The 17709-nt window shown below is 67.3% G+C and carries 16 protein-coding genes and 1 pseudogene; 11 read left to right on the top strand and 6 right to left on the bottom strand.

The genetic code is table 11. The annotated features are described in order from the left end of the window. Window positions 1-107 precede the first annotated feature (107 nt). The 4 genes from uraD to BLJ79_RS05515 all read left to right on the top strand — a co-directional run bounded on the left by uraD (window position 108) and on the right by BLJ79_RS05515 (window position 3654). Window positions 108-614: a 2-oxo-4-hydroxy-4-carboxy-5-ureidoimidazoline decarboxylase gene (uraD, locus tag BLJ79_RS05500; RefSeq protein WP_071213699.1), complete on the top strand. Its 507-nt coding sequence runs from the start codon at window positions 108-110 to the stop codon at window positions 612-614. A 56-nt stretch (window positions 615-670) separates the two neighbouring features. Continuing rightward, entirely contained in the window at window positions 671-1027 is a 357-nt protein-coding gene (gene uraH, locus BLJ79_RS05505) for a hydroxyisourate hydrolase (RefSeq protein WP_071213700.1), read from the top strand. A gap of 5 nt (window positions 1028-1032) precedes the next feature. Then, a complete protein-coding gene (gene pucL, locus BLJ79_RS05510; protein ID WP_071213701.1) occupies window positions 1033-1971 on the top strand; it encodes a factor-independent urate hydroxylase in 939 nt (312 codons plus the stop codon). A 75-nt stretch (window positions 1972-2046) separates the two neighbouring features. Next, the gene (locus tag BLJ79_RS05515; RefSeq protein ID WP_071213702.1) at window positions 2047-3654 is read left to right on the top strand and encodes a nucleobase:cation symporter-2 family protein; all 1608 of its coding nucleotides are present in this window, start codon (window positions 2047-2049) and stop codon (window positions 3652-3654) included. Window positions 3655-3759: 105 nt separating this feature from the next. Here BLJ79_RS05515 and BLJ79_RS05520 read toward each other — a convergent pair whose 3' ends face one another. After that, entirely contained in the window at window positions 3760-4524 is a 765-nt protein-coding gene (locus BLJ79_RS05520; protein ID WP_071213703.1) for an IclR family transcriptional regulator, read from the bottom strand. A 222-nt stretch (window positions 4525-4746) separates the two neighbouring features. On the opposite strand from BLJ79_RS05520, the gene BLJ79_RS05525 reads away from it, so the two are divergent. Genes BLJ79_RS05525 through BLJ79_RS05540 form a run of 4 tightly spaced genes read left to right on the top strand, consistent with a single transcriptional unit; the run spans window position 4747 to window position 9889 of the window. Continuing rightward, the gene (locus BLJ79_RS05525; protein ID WP_071213704.1) at window positions 4747-6135 is read left to right on the top strand and encodes an NAD-dependent malic enzyme; all 1389 of its coding nucleotides are present in this window, start codon (window positions 4747-4749) and stop codon (window positions 6133-6135) included. Window positions 6136-6157: 22 nt separating this feature from the next. Then, on the top strand, window positions 6158-7786 hold the full coding sequence (aceB, locus tag BLJ79_RS05530; protein WP_071213705.1) for a malate synthase A: 1629 nt from the start codon (window positions 6158-6160) through the stop codon (window positions 7784-7786). Then, on the top strand, window positions 7783-9060 hold the full coding sequence (locus BLJ79_RS05535) for a DUF6986 family protein (RefSeq protein WP_071213706.1): 1278 nt from the start codon (window positions 7783-7785) through the stop codon (window positions 9058-9060). The genes aceB and BLJ79_RS05535 overlap by 4 nt, the downstream gene beginning before the upstream one ends. Further along, a complete protein-coding gene (locus tag BLJ79_RS05540; RefSeq protein WP_071213707.1) occupies window positions 9053-9889 on the top strand; it encodes a bifunctional allantoicase/(S)-ureidoglycine aminohydrolase in 837 nt (278 codons plus the stop codon). Before BLJ79_RS05535 ends, BLJ79_RS05540 begins: the two co-directional genes overlap by 8 nt. Before the next feature lie 88 nt (window positions 9890-9977). On the opposite strand, the gene BLJ79_RS05545 is transcribed toward BLJ79_RS05540, so the two are convergent. Beyond that, the gene (locus BLJ79_RS05545; protein ID WP_071213708.1) at window positions 9978-10676 is read right to left on the bottom strand and encodes a maleylpyruvate isomerase family mycothiol-dependent enzyme; all 699 of its coding nucleotides are present in this window, start codon (window positions 10674-10676) and stop codon (window positions 9978-9980) included. A 170-nt stretch (window positions 10677-10846) separates the two neighbouring features. Between BLJ79_RS05545 and BLJ79_RS23900 the strand changes: the two are divergent. Continuing rightward, window positions 10847-11311: pseudogene (locus BLJ79_RS23900) on the top strand (GNAT family N-acetyltransferase); the annotation flags it as partial. A 177-nt stretch (window positions 11312-11488) separates the two neighbouring features. Here the strand turns inward: BLJ79_RS23900 and BLJ79_RS05550 are convergent. After that, window positions 11489-11980, bottom strand: a complete 492-nt coding sequence (locus BLJ79_RS05550; protein ID WP_071213709.1) for an FBP domain-containing protein — start codon at window positions 11978-11980, stop codon at window positions 11489-11491. Window positions 11981-12275: 295 nt separating this feature from the next. After that, the gene (locus tag BLJ79_RS05555) at window positions 12276-13049 is read right to left on the bottom strand and encodes a formylglycine-generating enzyme family protein (RefSeq protein WP_286135280.1); all 774 of its coding nucleotides are present in this window, start codon (window positions 13047-13049) and stop codon (window positions 12276-12278) included. A gap of 153 nt (window positions 13050-13202) precedes the next feature. Here BLJ79_RS05555 and BLJ79_RS05560 point away from each other — a divergent pair, with 153 nt between their 5' ends. Both BLJ79_RS05560 and BLJ79_RS05565 read left to right on the top strand, forming a co-directional pair. Next, window positions 13203-14120, top strand: a complete 918-nt coding sequence (locus BLJ79_RS05560; RefSeq protein WP_071213710.1) for a LysR family transcriptional regulator — start codon at window positions 13203-13205, stop codon at window positions 14118-14120. 101 nt (window positions 14121-14221) lie between these two features. Then, complete coding sequence (locus BLJ79_RS05565) at window positions 14222-15289, top strand: FUSC family protein (protein WP_286135270.1); 1068 nt, start codon at window positions 14222-14224, stop codon at window positions 15287-15289. A 98-nt stretch (window positions 15290-15387) separates the two neighbouring features. Here the strand turns inward: BLJ79_RS05565 and BLJ79_RS05570 are convergent, their stop codons facing one another. Together BLJ79_RS05570 and BLJ79_RS05575 are read right to left on the bottom strand one after the other, a co-directional pair. Next, window positions 15388-16134 carry an aspartate/glutamate racemase family protein gene (locus tag BLJ79_RS05570; RefSeq protein WP_071213711.1) on the bottom strand — a complete coding sequence of 249 codons (747 nt, stop codon included), beginning with the start codon at window positions 16132-16134 and terminating at the stop codon, window positions 15388-15390. Between the two features lie 49 nt (window positions 16135-16183). After that, window positions 16184-17704 carry an NCS1 family nucleobase:cation symporter-1 gene (locus BLJ79_RS05575; protein ID WP_083411026.1) on the bottom strand — a complete coding sequence of 507 codons (1521 nt, stop codon included), beginning with the start codon at window positions 17702-17704 and terminating at the stop codon, window positions 16184-16186. Window positions 17705-17709: the final 5 nt, after the last annotated feature.

The raw sequence follows: 17709 nt of genomic DNA on the forward strand, positions 1-17709 counted from the left end.
ACCATCCAGAAACATCGAGTCGAATCCGGTTTCCAAAACCGGTTGTAAGGGTGTTCAGCCCTGGATGGTGCAAGCAACTCAAGCAGGATGAAAGAGCTGACCACCCCATGAACATTTCCCGTTTCAATGCACTCGACTCGAATGCCGCAACAGCAGTCCTTCAACCATGTGCCGACATCGTTCGCTGGGTTGAAGCCATTCTTGCTGCCCGTCCGTTTGCTTCGGTCAACGAACTCCTGGAAACCGCCGCAACTGCTGCATCCCCTTTCACCGAAGCGGAAATCGACGCGGCACTGGCCCACCACCCCCGCATCGGGGAACGTGCCGCCGGTTCCTCCGCGGAAGCGGCACTAAGCCGCGGCGAACAATCCGGGCTCGACATCGACGAGCAGGTTGCAGCAGACCTCCTGGCTGGAAACCGCGCCTACGAAGAACGGTTCTCCCGCGTCTTCCTCATCCGGGCCGCCGGACGCACCAGCGAAGGCATCCTTGCCGAACTGCACCGGCGACTCGGCAACGACCCCGCCGCCGAGGTGGCGGAAGTCGGCGAACAGCTGCGTGCCATCGCGCTGTTGCGTCTCACCTCGGCCTTCGACCCCGTCCCAGCGCGCTAGAAAGCGCCACTGGATCTTCTTCACTTCCACTCATCGAACCCCAAAGGAGTCTTTTGATGAGCGCCACCCAGACTGAACGCAGTCACATCACCACCCATGTACTGGACACCGGGACCGGGAGGCCTTCCTCCGGTGTCAAGGCCACGCTGGAAGCCAAGGCGGCATCCGGCTGGCAAGAAATCGGAACCGGGGTGACCGACCGCGACGGGCGGATCGCGAACCTCGGCCCGACACAGGTTGAAGCGGGACACTACCGGATCACTTTCGACACGGGTTCCTACTTTGGAAAGACGGGCACGGAAACCTTCTTTCCCGAGGTGGTGATCGGCTTCAGTATCACGGACACGGCCGATCACTACCACGTACCTCTTCTTATCAGCCCGTTTGCATTTTCCACGTACCGAGGGAGCTAAACACCATGACTACATTTGCATCCGACCCGGCGACCGGCACCACGACCGGCAACAAGATCGTCTTGGGCTCGAACCAATACGGCAAGGCCGAGGTCCGACTGGTCAAGATCACCCGCGACACCAAGCGCCACGAGATCGAGGACCTCAACGTCACCTCCCAGCTGCATGGGGACTTCCTTGCGGCCCACATCGACGGGGACAACGGCCACGTCGTGGCCACCGACACCCAGAAGAACACCGTCTACGCATTCGCCCGCGACGGCGTGGGCTCGCCCGAGGAATTCCTGGCCCGCCTGGGCAAGCACTTCACCAGCGAGTTCGACTGGGTCACCGGCGGCCGCTGGGCGGCCGAGCAGTACTTCTGGGACCGCATCCAGGACCACGACCATGCCTTCTCGCGCAACAAGTCCGAGATCCGCACCGCGGTGCTGGAAATCCGCGACGGCGAGACCTCGGTGCTGGCCGGCATCCGGGACCTCACGGTGCTGAAGTCCACGGCCAGCGAGTTCCGCGGCTTCCCGCGCGACAAGTACACGACGCTGCAGGAAACCGGCGACCGGATCCTGGCCACCGACGTGACCGCACGCTGGCGCTACAACAGCCAGGCCGCCGCCTCCGGCGGCGTCGACTTCAACGCTGTCTATGCCTCGGTGCGCGAGCTGCTGCTTGCGGGATTTGCCGCCACGCACTCCTACGCGTTGCAGCAGACGATGTTCGAGATGGGCAAGGCCGCGCTCGAAGCGCACCCGGAAATAGAGGAGATCAGGTTCTCGCTGCCCAACAAGCACCACTTCCTGGTTGACCTGTCTCCGTTCGGCCAGGACAACCCCAATGAGGTCTTCTTCGCGGCGGACCGCCCGTACGGCCTGATCGAGGCGACGATCACCCGCGAGGGTGTTCCCGCCAACCACACCATCTGGGAAAACACGCCCGGATTCTGCTAGCCGATGAGGTTTCGGGGGTGCCGGCGCTGCCACGCGGGCACCCCCGATTCATCGCAACCATCAAGGAGTTCAGACATGAAGGCTGCGCACGTCAAAAGTACTACACTCCGTCCCGAGGACGAGCGGTTGCCCCTGGGCAAAACCATCGCCTACGGGCTCCAACACGTACTGACCATGTACGGCGGAATCATCGCGCCGCCGTTGATCATCGGCGGGGCCGCCGGGCTCACCCCCGAGCAGATCGGCGTGCTGGTGGCCAGCTGCCTCTTTGTTGGCGGGCTGGCCACGATCCTGCAAACCGTCGGCATCCCGTTCTTCGGGGCCCAGCTCCCGCTGGTCCAGGGAACGTCCTTCGCCTCGGTCTCCACCATGGTGGCCATCGTCAACGGCGACGGCGGCCTGCAATCGGTCTTCGGCGCCGTGCTTGCCGCCTCGCTGATCGGCTTCCTTGTCGCTCCCTTCTTCGCCAAGATCGTGCGGTTCTTCCCGCCGGTGGTCACCGGCGTGGTGATCACGATGATCGGGCTTTCGCTGACTCCCGTGGCGGCAAACTGGGCCATGGGCGGCAACGCCAAGGCCGACGACTACGGTTCGCTGGCCAACATCGGTCTTGCCGGAATGACGATGCTCATCGTGCTGCTGCTCTCCAAGGTCGGCAAGGCCGCGATCTCGCGCCTGTCGATCCTGCTGGCCATGGTCATCGGCACCATCGTCGCCGTGTTCCTGGGCATGGCCGACTTCTCCGCGGTGCCCCACGGGTCGATCTTCGCCTTCCCGCAGCCCTTCGCCTTCGGCTGGCCGGTGTTCGAGGTCGGCGCGATCGTCTCGATGACCATCGTTGTCATCGTGATCCTCACCGAAACCACCGCCGACATCCTCGCGGTGGGCGAGATCGCCAAGACCCGCGTCGATTCCAAGCGCATTGCCGACGGCCTGCGCGCCGACATGGCCTCCAGCGTCCTGGCTCCGGTCTTCAACACCTTCACCCAGAGCGCGTTCGCACAAAACGTCGGACTGGTGGCCATCACCGGGGTCAAGTCCCGCTTCGTGGTCACCGCCGGCGGCGGCATCCTGGTGGTGCTGGGCCTGCTGCCGATCCTCGGCCGCGTGGTCGCGGCAATCCCCACCCCGGTGCTGGGCGGGGCGGGCATCGTGCTCTTCGGCACCGTTGCAGCCTCGGGCATCCGCACCCTGGCCAGCGTCAAGTACGAGAACAACCTGAACATGATCATCGTGGCAACCTCCATCGCCTTCGGAGCGCTGCCGATCGTGAAGACGGATTTCTACGACCAGTTCCCGACCTGGTTCGCCACCATCTTCCACTCGGGCATCAGCTCGGCGGCGGTCATGGCCGTGGCGCTGAACCTGTTGTTCAACGAGTTGAAGATCGGCACCCCGAAGCGGGACGGTTCGGCCTATGCCGCCGCGCCCCCGCGGATGCTCATTGCCGAGCAGATCCCGCGCATCGTCAAGGCCGAGGAAGTCCGCGGGCTGCTCGAGGGCGACCACTTCAAGTCCGGGCGGCTCATTGACGCGGCCGGCGAGGAAATCCCGGTCGTGGACGACGAAGAATTCAGGGGCATCGTGTCGGACTACCGCAAGAGGTGCGAGGAAGCCGGCGTGCCCTGTCCGGACGAGTCCGAGTTCGTTCGTTCGGGCCCGGCTTCGCCGCCGCACCACTGAGACGCGGGCACTGCCATCGCATTGAACTCCAAGGCGGTCCGGCCGGAGGCAGGGAACCAGGTTCCCCGCCTCCGGCCGGACCGCCTTGCCGTGCCGTTGCCGGCGCTAGCCCGTGGTGACGGCCAGGGCCGCGGAAAGCTGGGCCGTGGCCGCGCGCAGGTGCGGTATGGCCCGGGAGGTGAACTCGTCGGTGACGCGGGTGACGGGCCCGGAGACGGAGATGGCCATCGGCGTCGGCGCGCCCGGGACCGACATGCCCAGGCAGCGCACGCCCAGTTCCTGCTCTTCCTCGTCGATGGCGTATCCGCGGGCGCGGACCGCCTCGAGCTCGTCGAAGAGCTGGTGCATGGTTGTGATGGTCTTGGGCGTGTGGGCGGGCATGCCGGCCTGGTTGACCAGCCGCTGGACCCGGTCGTTGTCCAGCACCGCCAGGATGGCCTTGCCCACGCTCGTGCCGTGCAGCGAGGAGCGGCGTCCGACCTCGGTGATCATGCGCATTGCGTGCGGCGACTGGGCCTGGGAGATGTAGGTGACCATGTCGCCGTCGAGCACCGCGATGCTGGCCGATTCGCCCAGTTCGTTCACCAGGGTCTGGAGGATGGGCGTGGACAGGGCGCCCAGTTGGCGGTTGGCGACCTCGCCGAGGCGGATCAGCCGCGGGCCAAGGGCGTAGCGGCGGTTGTTCAGCTGGCGGACGTAGCCGATCCCGACCAGGGTGCGCAGCAGCCTGTGGATGGTGGGCAGCGGAAGCGGGGTGTCCACGGCAAGTTCGCTCAGTGCGGCCTCTCCGCCGGCCCGGCCAATGAGTTCGAGCAGCTCGAAGGCGCGCTCGACGGACTGGACGCCCGGTGTCGTCTTTGCTTCGGCCATGGAGGGGCTCCTGATGTCGGTGGTGCGCGGAAGGGGATTCCCGGTCCGGCGATCCCCCAAACGGGTGGGTTGTTAGGCCTTACGTTACCGGAGCCGGGGCCCACTTTTCCGCAATCCGGAAGTTTTCGCGGAAAATCTAGTGACGCAGTCCACAAGTAGGCTTGTAATTTCACTGCGTAGATAATAGTATCCACTATACGGAAACATTTACAGGAGGACGAAATGGCTGTTCCAAGCCCAGGCTACTCAGTGACGTTGCGTGTTGAAACGCCCGTCTCCATTACGGCGACCACCGAATTGGCTGCCGCGGTCGGCCGCGCGGGCGGCTCCATCACGGCACTGGACGTGGCCGAGTCCGGCCACGACACCATGGTCGTCGACGTCAGCTGCAACACCACCGACGCCGACCACGGGCAGATCGTCCGCGACTCGCTGAACGATCTAGAGGGCGTCACCGTCCGAAACATTTCCGACCGCACCTTCCTCATGCACCTGGGCGGCAAGCTCGAGGTCGTCCCGAAGGTCGCCCTGCGCAACCGCGACGACCTTTCCCGGGCGTACACCCCGGGTGTGGCCCGCGTGTGCATGGCCATCGCAGAGAACCCCGAGGATGCCCGCAACCTCACCATCAAGCGCAACACCATCGCCGTGGTCACCGACGGCTCGGCCGTCCTGGGCCTGGGCAACATCGGCCCGGCCGCTGCCCTTCCGGTCATGGAGGGCAAGGCAGCGCTGTTCAAGCAGTTCGCCAACGTCGACGCCTGGCCGGTCTGCCTGGACACCCAGGACACCGAAGAGATCATCATGATCGTCAAGGCCCTCGCCCCGGTCTACGGAGGGGTGAACCTCGAGGACATCGCGGCCCCGCGCTGCTTCGAGATCGAGGCCCGCCTGCGCGAGGAACTGGACATCCCGGTCTTCCACGACGACCAGCACGGCACCGCCATCGTCACCCTGGCCGCACTGACCAACGCGCTGCTGGTGGTCGGCAAGCAGATCGACAAGGTCCGCATCGTCGTCTCCGGCGTCGGCGCCGCCGGCAACGCCATCATCCAGCTGCTGGCCGCACGCGGCGCAAAGAACATCATTGCCGCAGGCCGCAACGGAGCGATCAGTGCCGCGGATGTCTCCGCCGACCCGCACCGCCAATGGCTCGCCGAGAACACCAACCCGGAGCAGTTCACCGGAACGCTCAAGGAAGCGGTTGTCGGAGCCGATGTCTTCATCGGGGTTTCGGCCCCGAACGTCCTGGACGAGGCCGACATCGCTGCCATGAAAAAGGACGCCATCGTCTTTGCCATGGCCAACCCTGACCCGGAAGTGGACCCCATCGCCGCCGGCCGCCACGCAGCAGTGGTTGCCACGGGCCGTTCCGACTTCCCGAACCAGATCAACAACGTGCTGGCATTCCCGGGCTTCTTCCGCGGCCTGCTCGATGCACGCGTCGCGGACATCACCGACGAAATGTTGTTGGCCGCAGCCGATGCCATTTCCGCCCGCGTAAGCCAAGATGAACTTAACCCGGGCTTCATCATTCCGTCCGTCTTCGACCCGCATGTGGCCGCAGACGTCGCCGAGGCCGTCGCCACCGCGGCCGCGAAAAACAAGTAGCAAGAAAGTCTGGTCCACCACCATGAGCATCACCCTGACCCACACCCCGGCCGTTGCCAAGGCCGATGAGATCCTTTCCCCCGAGGCCCTGGCGTTCGTGGAGAAGCTGCACGAAAAGTTCGCCTCCACCCGCGAGACGCTCCTCGAGGCGCGCACCGCCGCGCGCGCCGAGGTGGCAAAGACCGGAACCCTGGACTTCGACCCCGCCACCGCCGAAATCCGCAACGGCGACTGGAAGGTCGCGCCGGCACCGGCGGCCCTGCAGGACCGCCGCGTGGAAATCACCGGCCCGGCCACCCCGGCCAAGATGGCCATCAACGCGCTGAACTCCGGCGCCAAGGTCTGGCTCGCGGATCTCGAGGACGCCTCGACCCCGACCTGGCACAACGTCATCGATGCACTGGTGAACCTCACCGACGCCGCCGCCGGCACGCTGTCCTTCGAGGATGCGGGCAACGGCAAGTCCTACGCGCTGCGCACCGACGCGCCGCTGGCCACCGTCGTGGTCCGCCCGCGCGGCTGGCACCTGCCCGAGGCCAACGTGCTCATCAACGGCGCACCGGCCGTGGGCGCACTGGTCGACTTCGGCCTGCACTTCTTCCACAACGCGCGTGTGCTTGCGGAAAAGGGCCAGGGACCGTTCTACTACCTGCCGAAGATGGAGTCCCACCTCGAGTCCCGCCTGTGGAACGACGTGTTCTCCTTCGCCGAGGCCGAGCTGGGCATCGAACACGGCACGGTGCGCGCCACCATGCTCATCGAGACCATCACCGCCGCCTTCCAGATGGACGAGATGCTCTACGAGCTGCGCGACTACGCCTCGGGCCTGAACGCCGGGCGCTGGGACTACCTCTTCTCCATCATCAAGTACTTCCGCGAGGCCGGCGACGCATTCATCATGCCCGACCGCGCCGACGTGGCGATGACCGCCCCGATGATGCGCGCCTACACCGAACTGCTGGTCGCCACTTGCCACAAGCGCGGCGCCTTCGCGATGGGCGGCATGGCCGCGGTCATCCCGAACCGCCGCGAACCCGAGGTCACCGCCGCCGCCTTCGAGAAGGTCCGCGCGGACAAGACCCGCGAGGCCAACGACGGCTTCGACGGCTCCTGGGTCGCACACCCGGACCTGGTGGAAATCTGCGTCGAGGTCTTCGACTCCGTGCTGGGAGACAAGCCGAACCAGCTCGACCGCCAGCGTCCGGAGGTCAACGTGACCGCCGCACAGCTGCTCGACGTCGCCTCCGCACCGGGCTCGGTCACCGAGGCCGGGGTCAACACCAACCTCTACGTGGCCGTGGCCTACACCGCCGTGTGGCTCTCGGGCACCGGCGCGGTGGCCATCCACAACCTCATGGAGGATGCGGCAACCGCCGAGATCTCGCGTTCGCAGATCTGGCAGCAGATCCACAACAAGGTCGTCGCCGCGGACACCGGCAACACCATCACCGCCGAGCTGGTCGCCAAGGCCCTGGAGACCCAGGTCGCCAAGCTGCGTGCCGAGGTCAACGACGAGGAGGCCTTCAAGGCCTACTACGCACCGGCAGCCGATTTGATCGGCCGCCTGGTCTCCGGCCGCGACGAGGACTTCGAGGACTTCCTCACCCTGCCGGCCTACCGCCTGCTGAGCACCGAATTGGTGTCCAAGTGAGCATCCGGGGCGTGCTGAACGCCGCGGCCCTTGCCAAGGTCGAAAGCGACCTGGCGGCCACCGACGAGCTGCTCGAAAAGGGCTACCCGGGCGACTCCGGCGCGCGCCAGCCGATCCACACCGCCTACGTCCCGGCCGACCGCTTCACCCCCGAGCTGCCAGCAGCCTGGGGAGCGGCGGCGCTGGCCGCGGCCGGCGGCGTGTCCGGACTGGAAACCCTTGCCGGCAAGCTGGGGCTGTCGCAGCCCGGCGAGCTGGCAGCGCTGGTTGCCGCGAAGCTGGGCAGCGAACCCATCGAGGATTTGCGCCTGGACTTCGAGGACGGCTACGGGGACCGCGGCGACGAAGCCGAGGACGCCGCGGCGGTTGCCGCCGCCGAGCAGGTCGCCAAGGCCGTTGCCGCGGGCGTCGCCCCGCCGTTCATCGGGATCCGCTTCAAGTGCTTCGAGGCACCCACCCGGGGCCGCGGACTGCGCACCCTGGACCTCTTCGTTTCCACGCTGGCCCGCGCCGGCGACCTGCCGCAGGGCCTGGTGCTGACCCTTCCGAAGGTCACCACCATCGCCCAGGTGAAGGCCATGGTCTTTATCTGCGAGCAACTGGAGGCCGCCCACGGGCTGCCCGCTGGCCGCCTGCGCTTCGAGGTCCAGATGGAAACCCCGCAGCTGATCCTCGCGGCCGACGGCACCGTGCCCTCGGCCGCGCTGATCCACGCCGGGGCGGGTCGCGTTTCCTCGCTGCACTACGGCACCTACGACTACTCGGCCTCCCTGGGCATCGCCGCGGCCTACCAGTCCATGGAACACCCGGCAGCCGACTACGCCAAGAACGTCATGCAGGTGGCCATCGCCGGCACCGGCGTGCACATGTCCGACGGCTCGACCAACATCCTGCCCCTCGGCGACCCGGAACAGGTCCAGGCGGCCTGGGCGCTCCATGCCCGGCTGGTGCGCCGCCACCTGGAACGCGGGATCTACCAGGGCTGGGACCTGCACGAAAACCAGCTGGCCACCCGCTACCTGGCGACCTACGCCTTCTACCGCGAGGGCTTCGCCGCCGCCGCGGTCCGCCTGCGCAACTACGTGCACCGGATCGAATCGGCAATCATGGATGAACCGGCAACCGCCAAGGCGCTGGCCAACTTCATCCGCCGCGGGCTGGTCTGCGGCGCGCTGACCGCCGAGGAGATCACCTCGCAGGCCGAAATTTCACTGACCACCCTTGAAGCCATCGCGCTCGCGCGAGCAACACAGACGGAGGACTCGAATGCCTAAGACCCAGACTCGTGCGGATGCAAGCTACTACACGAACTACGGAGGGCACCCGCCGCAGACCGACCTGCTCAGTGACCGCGCCATCGTCACCGAGGCCTACACGGTCATCCCGCGCGGCGTGCTGCGCGACATCGTCACCTCGGTCTTCCCGGAGTGGACCGGAACCCGGGCCTGGGTCCTGAACCGCCCGGTCGCCGGCGGCGCCACGACCTTCGCCCAGTCCATCGTCGAGGTCAACCCCGGCGGCGGCTCGGAGAACCCGGAGCCGCAGGCCGAGGTCCAGTCCTTCATCTTCGTGGTCGCAGGTTCCCTGACCGTGACCATCAACGGCCAGACCCAGACCCTGGGGGAGGGCGGCTTCGCCTTCGCCCCGGCAGGTGCCAAGTGGTCGGCGCACAACAACGGCGTCGAGGTGGCCACCTTCCACTGGATCCGCAAGCGCTACGAGGTCCTGGCCGGAGTCGCCGCCCCGGGCCCGGTCTTCGGCAACGAGCGCGACATCGAGCCAGGAGCCATGCCGGAAACCGACGGCAAGTGGCGCACCACCCGGATGCTCGATCCCGAGGACGTGGCCTTCGACTTCGGCGTCAACATCGTCACCTTCGAGCCGGGCGCATCGATCCCGTTCGCCGAAACCCACGTCATGGAGCACGGCCTGTACGTGCTTGAGGGCAAGGCCGTCTACCGCCTGAACGCCGACTGGGTCGAGGTGGAGGCGGGCGACTACATGTCGCTGCGCGCCTTCTGCCCGCAGGCTTGCTACGCCGGCGGGCCGTCGAACTTCCGCTACCTGCTCTACAAGGACCAGAACCGCCAGATCGCCTTGTAAAATCGCAAAACGAAAGCCGGGTTCGGCGGATCCAATCTTCCTGGATCCGCCGAACCCGGCTTTTGCGTGCCTTGGCGCGGTCCGCGGCCTACCAGGCGGGCAGCACCGGCAGCGGGCCGTCGGCCTCGATGTAGCGCGCCTGGCCGCGCGCCAGCCATTCGATCAGGCCCTCGCGGTCGGACTTCACATGCAGGGCGCCGTCGCCGATCACCCATTCGTCGCCTTCCTCGGTCACCAAGGTCATGCCCGGGGCGTCCTTGGCCCGCATGGTGCGCACCGCCGCCTCGACTGCGTTGAGCTGCGAGTCCGGGTCGGCTTCCTCGATGGTCCATGCGGTGTCCAGGTCGTGGTGGTGGACGACGACCTCGGCGATGCGCAGCGCCACGATGGAGGTGGCGGGGATGACCTTGCCGTGCAGGTCCACTTCCTCGACGGCGAGTTCGCCGGTCAGCCGTTCGGACTGCTCGGCGAAGAATTCCGCGGCCGTGCGGACCTTCTCGACGAGCTCCGCGCGGGGCAGGGCCGCGAGCGCCGCGATTTCCTCGGCGCGGGCCTCGGGCGATGCGTAGAGCTGCTGCTCGTCCCCGGTGGTGGCCCAGTCGATGAGCTTGACCAGCGAGCGGCCGTTGGAGGCGAGGTGGGCGATGACATCTGCACGGCTCCAGCCTTCGCACAGCGAGGGGGCGGCCAATTCTTCGGCGGACAGGGTCTCGATGGTGGCCAGCAGCATGTTTGTTTCGCGGCCGAGGCGGGAGAGGTCCGAGTGCAGGCGGGCGGAGTTGATCATGTGGCCACCCTACCAACGGGCAGCCCGGCGCGGTTGCCGAAAACCAATACATATCGAACCGGTATCGACTCATATGCAGGGGGCTCCCGGAGGCAGCCGTCCTCCCGGGGCCCCGGGCGCGGGGCCCTTCGCCCCCTGTTTGTGTCGGCGGCGCGCGATAGGTTGGGGACATGACGGAGACGAACCCCGGGACACCAAGGCTGCAGCTCGATCCACCCGTGCCCGCCGACCGGGACGCGGTCTTCGCGATCGCCAGCGACCCGCGCACCTGGGCGCACATCCCGGGAGCGCGGAGCACCGATCCGGCACGGGTCGAGGCAACGCTGGAGATGTTTGGCACCGGCTGGCGGGAGCACGGTCTCTCGCATTGGGTCGTGCGCTTGGGGGAGGGCTGCGCCATACCGGGCCTGGAACCGGGCCGGGTGCTGGGCACCGGGGGAGTGCACCTCTTCGAGACGGAGGCCGGGGGAAGGGTCTGGAATCTCGGCTACCGGCTGGATCCGGCCTGCTGGGGCCACGGATTTGCCACCGAGCTTGCCCGCACGGCCGTGGCTTGCGCGGGGGAGAAGCTGGCTGAAGTGCCGGTCATCGCCCGGGTGCTCTCCACCAATCCCGCCTCCGCCCGGGTGGCGGCGAAAGCCGGGCTGGAACTTCAGTGGAGGGGGGAAGCCTCGGAGAAGACGCGGGCCGCGGTGGGGCGTGAGTCGGTGCAGCGACTCATTTTCGCCGACCGGGAGCTGGAACCCGGTGTTCTTGGATGGCTGGTCTCCCGCGGCTGCTTGCGTCGCTTCGCGGGAGACCGGCCGGGGGAGCTATTCGCCGTCGCGCACGCGCTTGGCGAAGTTCAACACGTGCTCCTGCAGCACGGCGATGCGCCGGTGCATTTCGGCCTCGCGATCAAAGCCGATGTACGGCAACGACTTCATCATGCGGACATTGGCGGAGCATTCGAAGTTGGCGCACACGAGCATGCCGATGGTGTTGCCGTCGCGACCGGCCTGACCGCCGGCCTTGGCGTTGAAGAACACCACGTCGTTGGGCAGGTCAACATCTTCGCACCACGAGCACTGGGCCCGGTTGCGGATCTTGCCCTCGGCCTTGCGGAACATGATGCCCACGGTTGCATCGCCCAGGGAGGCCACGACGTAGCCGACCAGCGGCAGTTTCGGATCCCGCCAACCCAGGAATTCCAGGTTGGCCCAGTCCAGGGAGCCGAAGTTTTCCGGGAGGGTGATGGCCTTGCGCTCGCGCAGCGAGGCGTTGATGAAGGAGGCGCGGATTTGTTGTTCGATGAGGGGGAGCATGGAGAAAAGGTCCTGACTGTCTTGCCGCCTCGTCGCCGCAGCGCGGGCGAGGGGGCACGTTCGGGGTGGGTTTACGTGATCCGCAGGTGCAGGGGCGCAGGAAGGCGCGCAAAACCTGCAGCGGATGCGGGCGCGCCACGGGGGCGCAAAAAATCACCGAAAGCGGACAGCCCTATCTCGAGCCGGCGAAAAAGACGCCGGCTACCCCCGAACGCCCGCGGGGCAGCTGGGTCGAGATCGTGATGGACATGGGAAAAAGTATACGCCCGCGCAACGGGTGCCCGTCGGCACGCGCTCAGTCGCGCAGCAGGCTCCGCAGCGGGGTCCAGCCGAGGGGAAACAGGCCGCGGATATCGGCGCGTTGCCGATCGGCCTCGGCGGACCAGCCCTGGGCGGCCCTCGCGCCGCGCTCGCCGACCGCTCCGCGGGCCACCCGGAAGCCGACGTCCTCCAGCACGGCGTCCGGTGCGCTGCCGCGGCGCACCGATGCCCGGCAGCTCCAGGCCTTGTCGTCCCACCCGCCGCCGCGCAGGCTTCGGTAGCCGCCGTAGCGGGCGGTATCCGCGTAGTCCCAGCACCATTCCCAGGCATTGCCGATCATGTCGAACAGGCCGAAATCGTTGGGCTGCTTGAGCCCGACCGCTTGCGGGCCATCGAGGCCGTCGGCCGAGGTCCAGGCGATGTCAGCCAGCGGCCCGTGCGTCGGGGTGCTCGTTCCGGCGCGGGCGCCAAACTCCCATTCGGCTTCCGTGGGGAGCCGGTAGCCCTCGGCCGCCACGTTCCAGGTGACGGTATCGGTGCCGAAGGCGTAGGCGGGCTCGAGCCCCGCCAGGCGGGAAGCGGCGTTGCACCAGCGCACCGCAGCAAACCAGGTCACCGGATGCACCGGAACGTTCGATCCCGGCCGGCCAATCGGGTCCGTCCCCTGGACTTGCGCCCATTGGTCGCCGGTGACATGGGTGTTGCCGAGTTCGAAGGGGCGCAAATGCACTTCGCGAACCGCCTCGGAACGCGCGTCGCGCATGCGAATGCTTCCGGACGGGATCGACGCCAGGGGAATCTCCACGATTCGATCATGCCCCGGGATACGGGGAAAGGGGTAGCGGTCGGTCGCAGATGACCTCACAGGGCGGGGGCGGGATGGTTCGAGCCCGCACGCCATCCAAGGGACGCCCCGCCGGGGGAAGTGGCGCGGCGGGACGCGATGCTGTAGACCGGAGGCATGTTCATCCGGCAACTCGAGTACATGGTCGCCCTCGCGCGCGAGCGACACTTCGTGCGTGCCGCCCAATCCTGCTCGGTCTCCCAGCCCGCCCTCTCGGAGGGGATCCGGAAGCTGGAAAAGGAACTGGATGTTCCCCTGATCCGCCGGGGCAACAAGTTCGAGGGTCTGACCGCCGAGGGCCAAGAGCTCGTCAGCTGGGCGCGCAGGATCCTCGCGGACCGGGACGCCATGAACGACGAGATCGCCGCCATGCGCACCGGGGTTTCCGGCCAGCTGCGCTTCGGCTCGATCCCGACCGCCTCGATCGCGGTGTCGCTGTTGAATGCGCCATTCTGCGATCTCCATCCCCGGGCCCGCGTCCAGGTGGTCTCCGACCTGACCTCCGGGGACGTCCTGGGCAGGCTGCGGTCCTTCGAGATCGATGCGGGCATCACCTACATCCAGGATCCGGTGCCGGAGGAATTCCGCGTGCTCCCGCTGTACCTGGAACGCCATGTGCTGCTGACCTCCAGGGGTGCCGTGACGACGTCCTCCGCGACCTGGGCCCAGGCGGCGACGCTGCCGCTGTGCCTGCTGGCCCCAAGCATGCAGGGCCGGCGACGCATCGACGAGGTCTTTGCGGAGGTGGGGGCCGTTCCAGCGCCCCGGCTCGAAACCGACTCCGTGGCCTCGCTCTTCGCGCACGTGCAGACGGGCTCGTGGTCGACGATCGTGCCCGCGGCCTGGCTGCATGTCTTCGGGATCCCGGCCAACCTGCAGGCCGTGCCGTTGGTTGAACCCCGGCGCCCGGTGCCTGTCGGGTTGGTGACCCTGGCCCGCGACCCCGCTCCGGTGTTGGTCCGCGCCTTGCTGTCCGTGGCGGAATCGACCGATCTCACGTTCCTGGAGCACCTCCCGGCCGAAAAACCACGATAGGCAGTGCCTATAGGGGCATCGTCATTGTCTCTTTGACGCTTATGACCGGTATCGCGCACAGTTGACCCCGGGGCACGGTGCCCCAAGGTGCGGGAGGCGCAATGGCAAGGATGGCGGGGCCACGGGCCACCGAACCAGGTGGCGGTGGTGGAGCCCTCGGCGCGCTGGGTTCCCGAGTGTTCTTCGCCATGGGCCCGGCACAGGGCGACCGGCTGGCCGCCTGGCGCGTGGCGCTGGGTGTTGCCGTCCCCTCGCTGGCCCTGCTGGCAACCGGCCGCCCGGACCTGGTCATCTACGCGGTATTCGGGGCCTTCGTCGGCATGTACGGCAGGAACGAGCCGCACCAGCTGCGCGTCATCCACCAGGGGCAGGCCGCGGTGCTGCTCGTGGGCGGGACCGTGATCGGCATCGGCCTGGCAGCGGCGCATATCGGGCCGTGGACTCTGGTGGCGCTCGAGGCGCTGGTCGCGGGCGTCGTCTCGATCGTTGCCGACAAATACAGGCTCAAGCCCGGCGGCCCCTTCTTCTGCATCTTCGCCCTGGGGGCCTGCGCCTCGGTTCCGCTCGCGGTCCCGTGGTGGTGCGCCACACTCATTTGCCTTGGTTCGGCACTGTTCGCCGTGCTCGTCGGGTTCGCCGGGTGGATGGGGTCGCGGAGCTGGGTGCCCGGCACCGTCCGCCCGGTCGAAGCGGCCATCTCGCCGGCGATCCTCGTCCACGCCCTGCGCTACGTCCTGGCCGTGGGCGGCGCCGGGGCCGCGGGGATACTCCTGGGCATAGGGCACCCCTACTGGGCGATGGCCGCCGGCGCGGTTCCGCTGGCCGCAGAGACCCTCGGGGCGCGCATCGTCCGCGGCATCCACCGCGTCGTGGGAACGTTGGCCGGGGTCGGGGTGACCGCACTGATCCTGCTGCCGCAGCCTCCCAACATGCTCCTGGGGCTGGCGGTGGTCGTGCTGCAGTTTCCCTCCGAGCTGTTCATGGCCCGACACTACGGGCTGGCGCTGGTCTTCTTTACGCCGCTGATCCTGGTGATGACGCACCTGGCCTCCCCGACGGATCCCGCCGTTCTGATGGCCGACCGGGCCGTGGAGACGGTGATCGGGGCCGCGGCCGGGGTGTTGGTGGCCCTGTGCATCCGCGAGCCGCGGGCGCTGCGCGCGGGCTGAGGCCGAGGGCTCGGGTACGGCAGAGCCGCAACAAAGGCAATGGCGTCCATTCCCGGGCGGGAATGAACGCCAATGCCTGGACTATTGGGCTGCTGGAGCTAGGAGAGCTCTACCTCGACGTTGGCCTTGGTGATCGGCCAGCCGGTGACGACCTTCGGCCGCGGGGTCGCGTAGGTGCGCACCTTGGAGGTGCTCAGGCCCAGGCGCACCAGCGACTCGGCGATGGTCACCGCGGCGCGCACGCCGTCGACGATCGGCACCCCGGTCGCCTCGGCGACCTTGGCCTCAAGCTCCGCCATGCCGCCGCAGCCGAGCACGATGACCTCGGCCTTGTCGATCTGAACCGCCTGGCGCGACTGCTCCACGATGGCGGCGACAGCGCGCTCGGGGTCGGATTCGAGCTCGAGCACGCCCAGCCCGCTGGCGCGGACCGAGGCGCAGCGGTCGGTGAGCCCGGCCAGCTTCAGCCGGTCCTCGATCAGCGGCACCGTGCGGTCCAGCGTGGTGACCACGGAGTACTTGTGGCCCAGGAACTGCGCGGTGGAGGCCGCGGCCTCGGTGATGTCCACGACCGGGACGTCGAGCAGTTCCTGCAGGCCCTCGCGGCCGTGTTCGCCGTAGCCGGCCTGGATGACCGCGTCGTACGGTTCGGTGTAGTTCACGACCTTGTCCATCACCGCGATCGCCGCAAGGTAGCTCTCGAAGTTTCCCTCGCAGGAATCCGCGCCGAAGTTGGGCGTCAGCTCGATGATTTCGGTGCCCGGGGAGGCCGCCGAGCGGGCCGAGTCGCCGATAGACCGGGTCATGGACGCGGTGGTGTTGACGTTGAGGACCAGAATGCGCATGGGGGAATGCTCCTGTGTAGCGGTGGATCTGAGGAAGGGGTTAGGTGCCCTAGTGGGTGGGGGCGACGGCGATGTGCTCGCCGCTGACATCCTCGTGTGCCTGGCCGCGCTTGGCAATGGCCAGGTAGACGACGGCACCGAGGCCGGAGCCGATGAACCAGGCGAAGGCCGAAACGGAATGCAGCGCCGGGTTGAAGGCCAGGACCAGGGCAGCGACGGCCGAGACGCCCAGGGCGAGGATGGCGCGGAAGTTCACGCCTCGGGTGAAGTAATACGCGCCCTCGGGATTGGCCCGGTACAGGTCCGGGATGTTGATCCGGGAGCGGCGCAGGATCCAGTAGTCGGCCATGATGATGCCGAACAGCGGGCCGAGCAGCGCGCCCAGGCCGCCGAGGAAGTAGGTGATGACCGCGGGGGAGTTGTACAGGTTCCACGGCAGGATCAGCAGTCCGATGACACCGGAGATGATGCCGGCGCGGCGGAAGTTCAGGTGCTTCGGGAAGAGGTTCGTCAGCGCGTAGATCGGGGCGACGAAGTTGGCCATCAGGTTCACGGCGATGGTCAGGATCAGCAGTGCGGCAGAGGCCGCCAGCAGCAGGAAGGTGTTCGGGATGGCCTCGACGACGTCCGAGGGGCTGTCGATGATGGTGCCGTCGATCTTGAACTGCGCACCGGTCAGGACCACGACGATCAGGCCGAAAAGGAGCATGTTCAGCGGGATTCCGAAGAAGTTGCCTCGCACGATCGAACCCTTGGACTTGGCGCTGCGGGTGAAGTCGCAGAAGTTCAGCACGAAGGTGGCGTAGATGGAGACCCAGAGGGCGCCGCCGCCGAGGATCCCGATCCACATGTCGGCACCGGTCTTGGTGTCGCCGGTGGACCAGGCGATCGAGCCGCCTGCCTGGATGAACATCCACACGGCCAGTGCGCCCATGGTGACAAGGATGACCGGCCCTGCGAAGGCCTCGTACTTGCGGATCATTTCCATGCCGTAGCTGACGATGACCAACTGCAGCGCCCACAGGGCCACGAAGCAGATCCATCCGAGGGTGGACAGCCCCAGGAAGAGGTTGTCGTTCAGGGTTGACGCCCCGGGGGCCACGGCGAGGACCATGACGACCAGGACGACGGAGGCCAGGTAGGTCTGGATGCCGAACCAGGCGATGGCGACGCCGCCACGGAGCAGTGCCGGAATCTGTGCCCCGCGGATGCCGAAGGCAATGCGGCTCATGACAGGGAACGGTACGCCGGTCTTCTCGCCCATGAATCCGGAGAAGTTCAGCAGGCCGAAGAGCAGCAGTGCGCCAAAGCCCAGGGCCAGCAGGATCTGCCAGCCACCCAGTCCGAGGGCGAAGAGCCCGATCGCAAACGCATAGTTGCCAAGCGAGTGGACGTCGTTGGCCCACAGCGTGAAGATGCTGTAGCTGGACCAGGTCCGGCCTGCCTTCGTGGTGGGAGCGAGGTCGCTGTTGTAGAGCGAGGCGCTAAGCCCATGGGGGTTCAGTTCGTGCAGTTCTGTCGACGGCACGCTTGGCACGGACGACGCTGTGCGCACATCTGGATGGGTCATGACTG

The organism is Arthrobacter sp. UCD-GKA (assembly GCF_001863355.1).
Classification (GTDB): Bacteria; Actinomycetota; Actinomycetes; order Actinomycetales; family Micrococcaceae; genus Paeniglutamicibacter.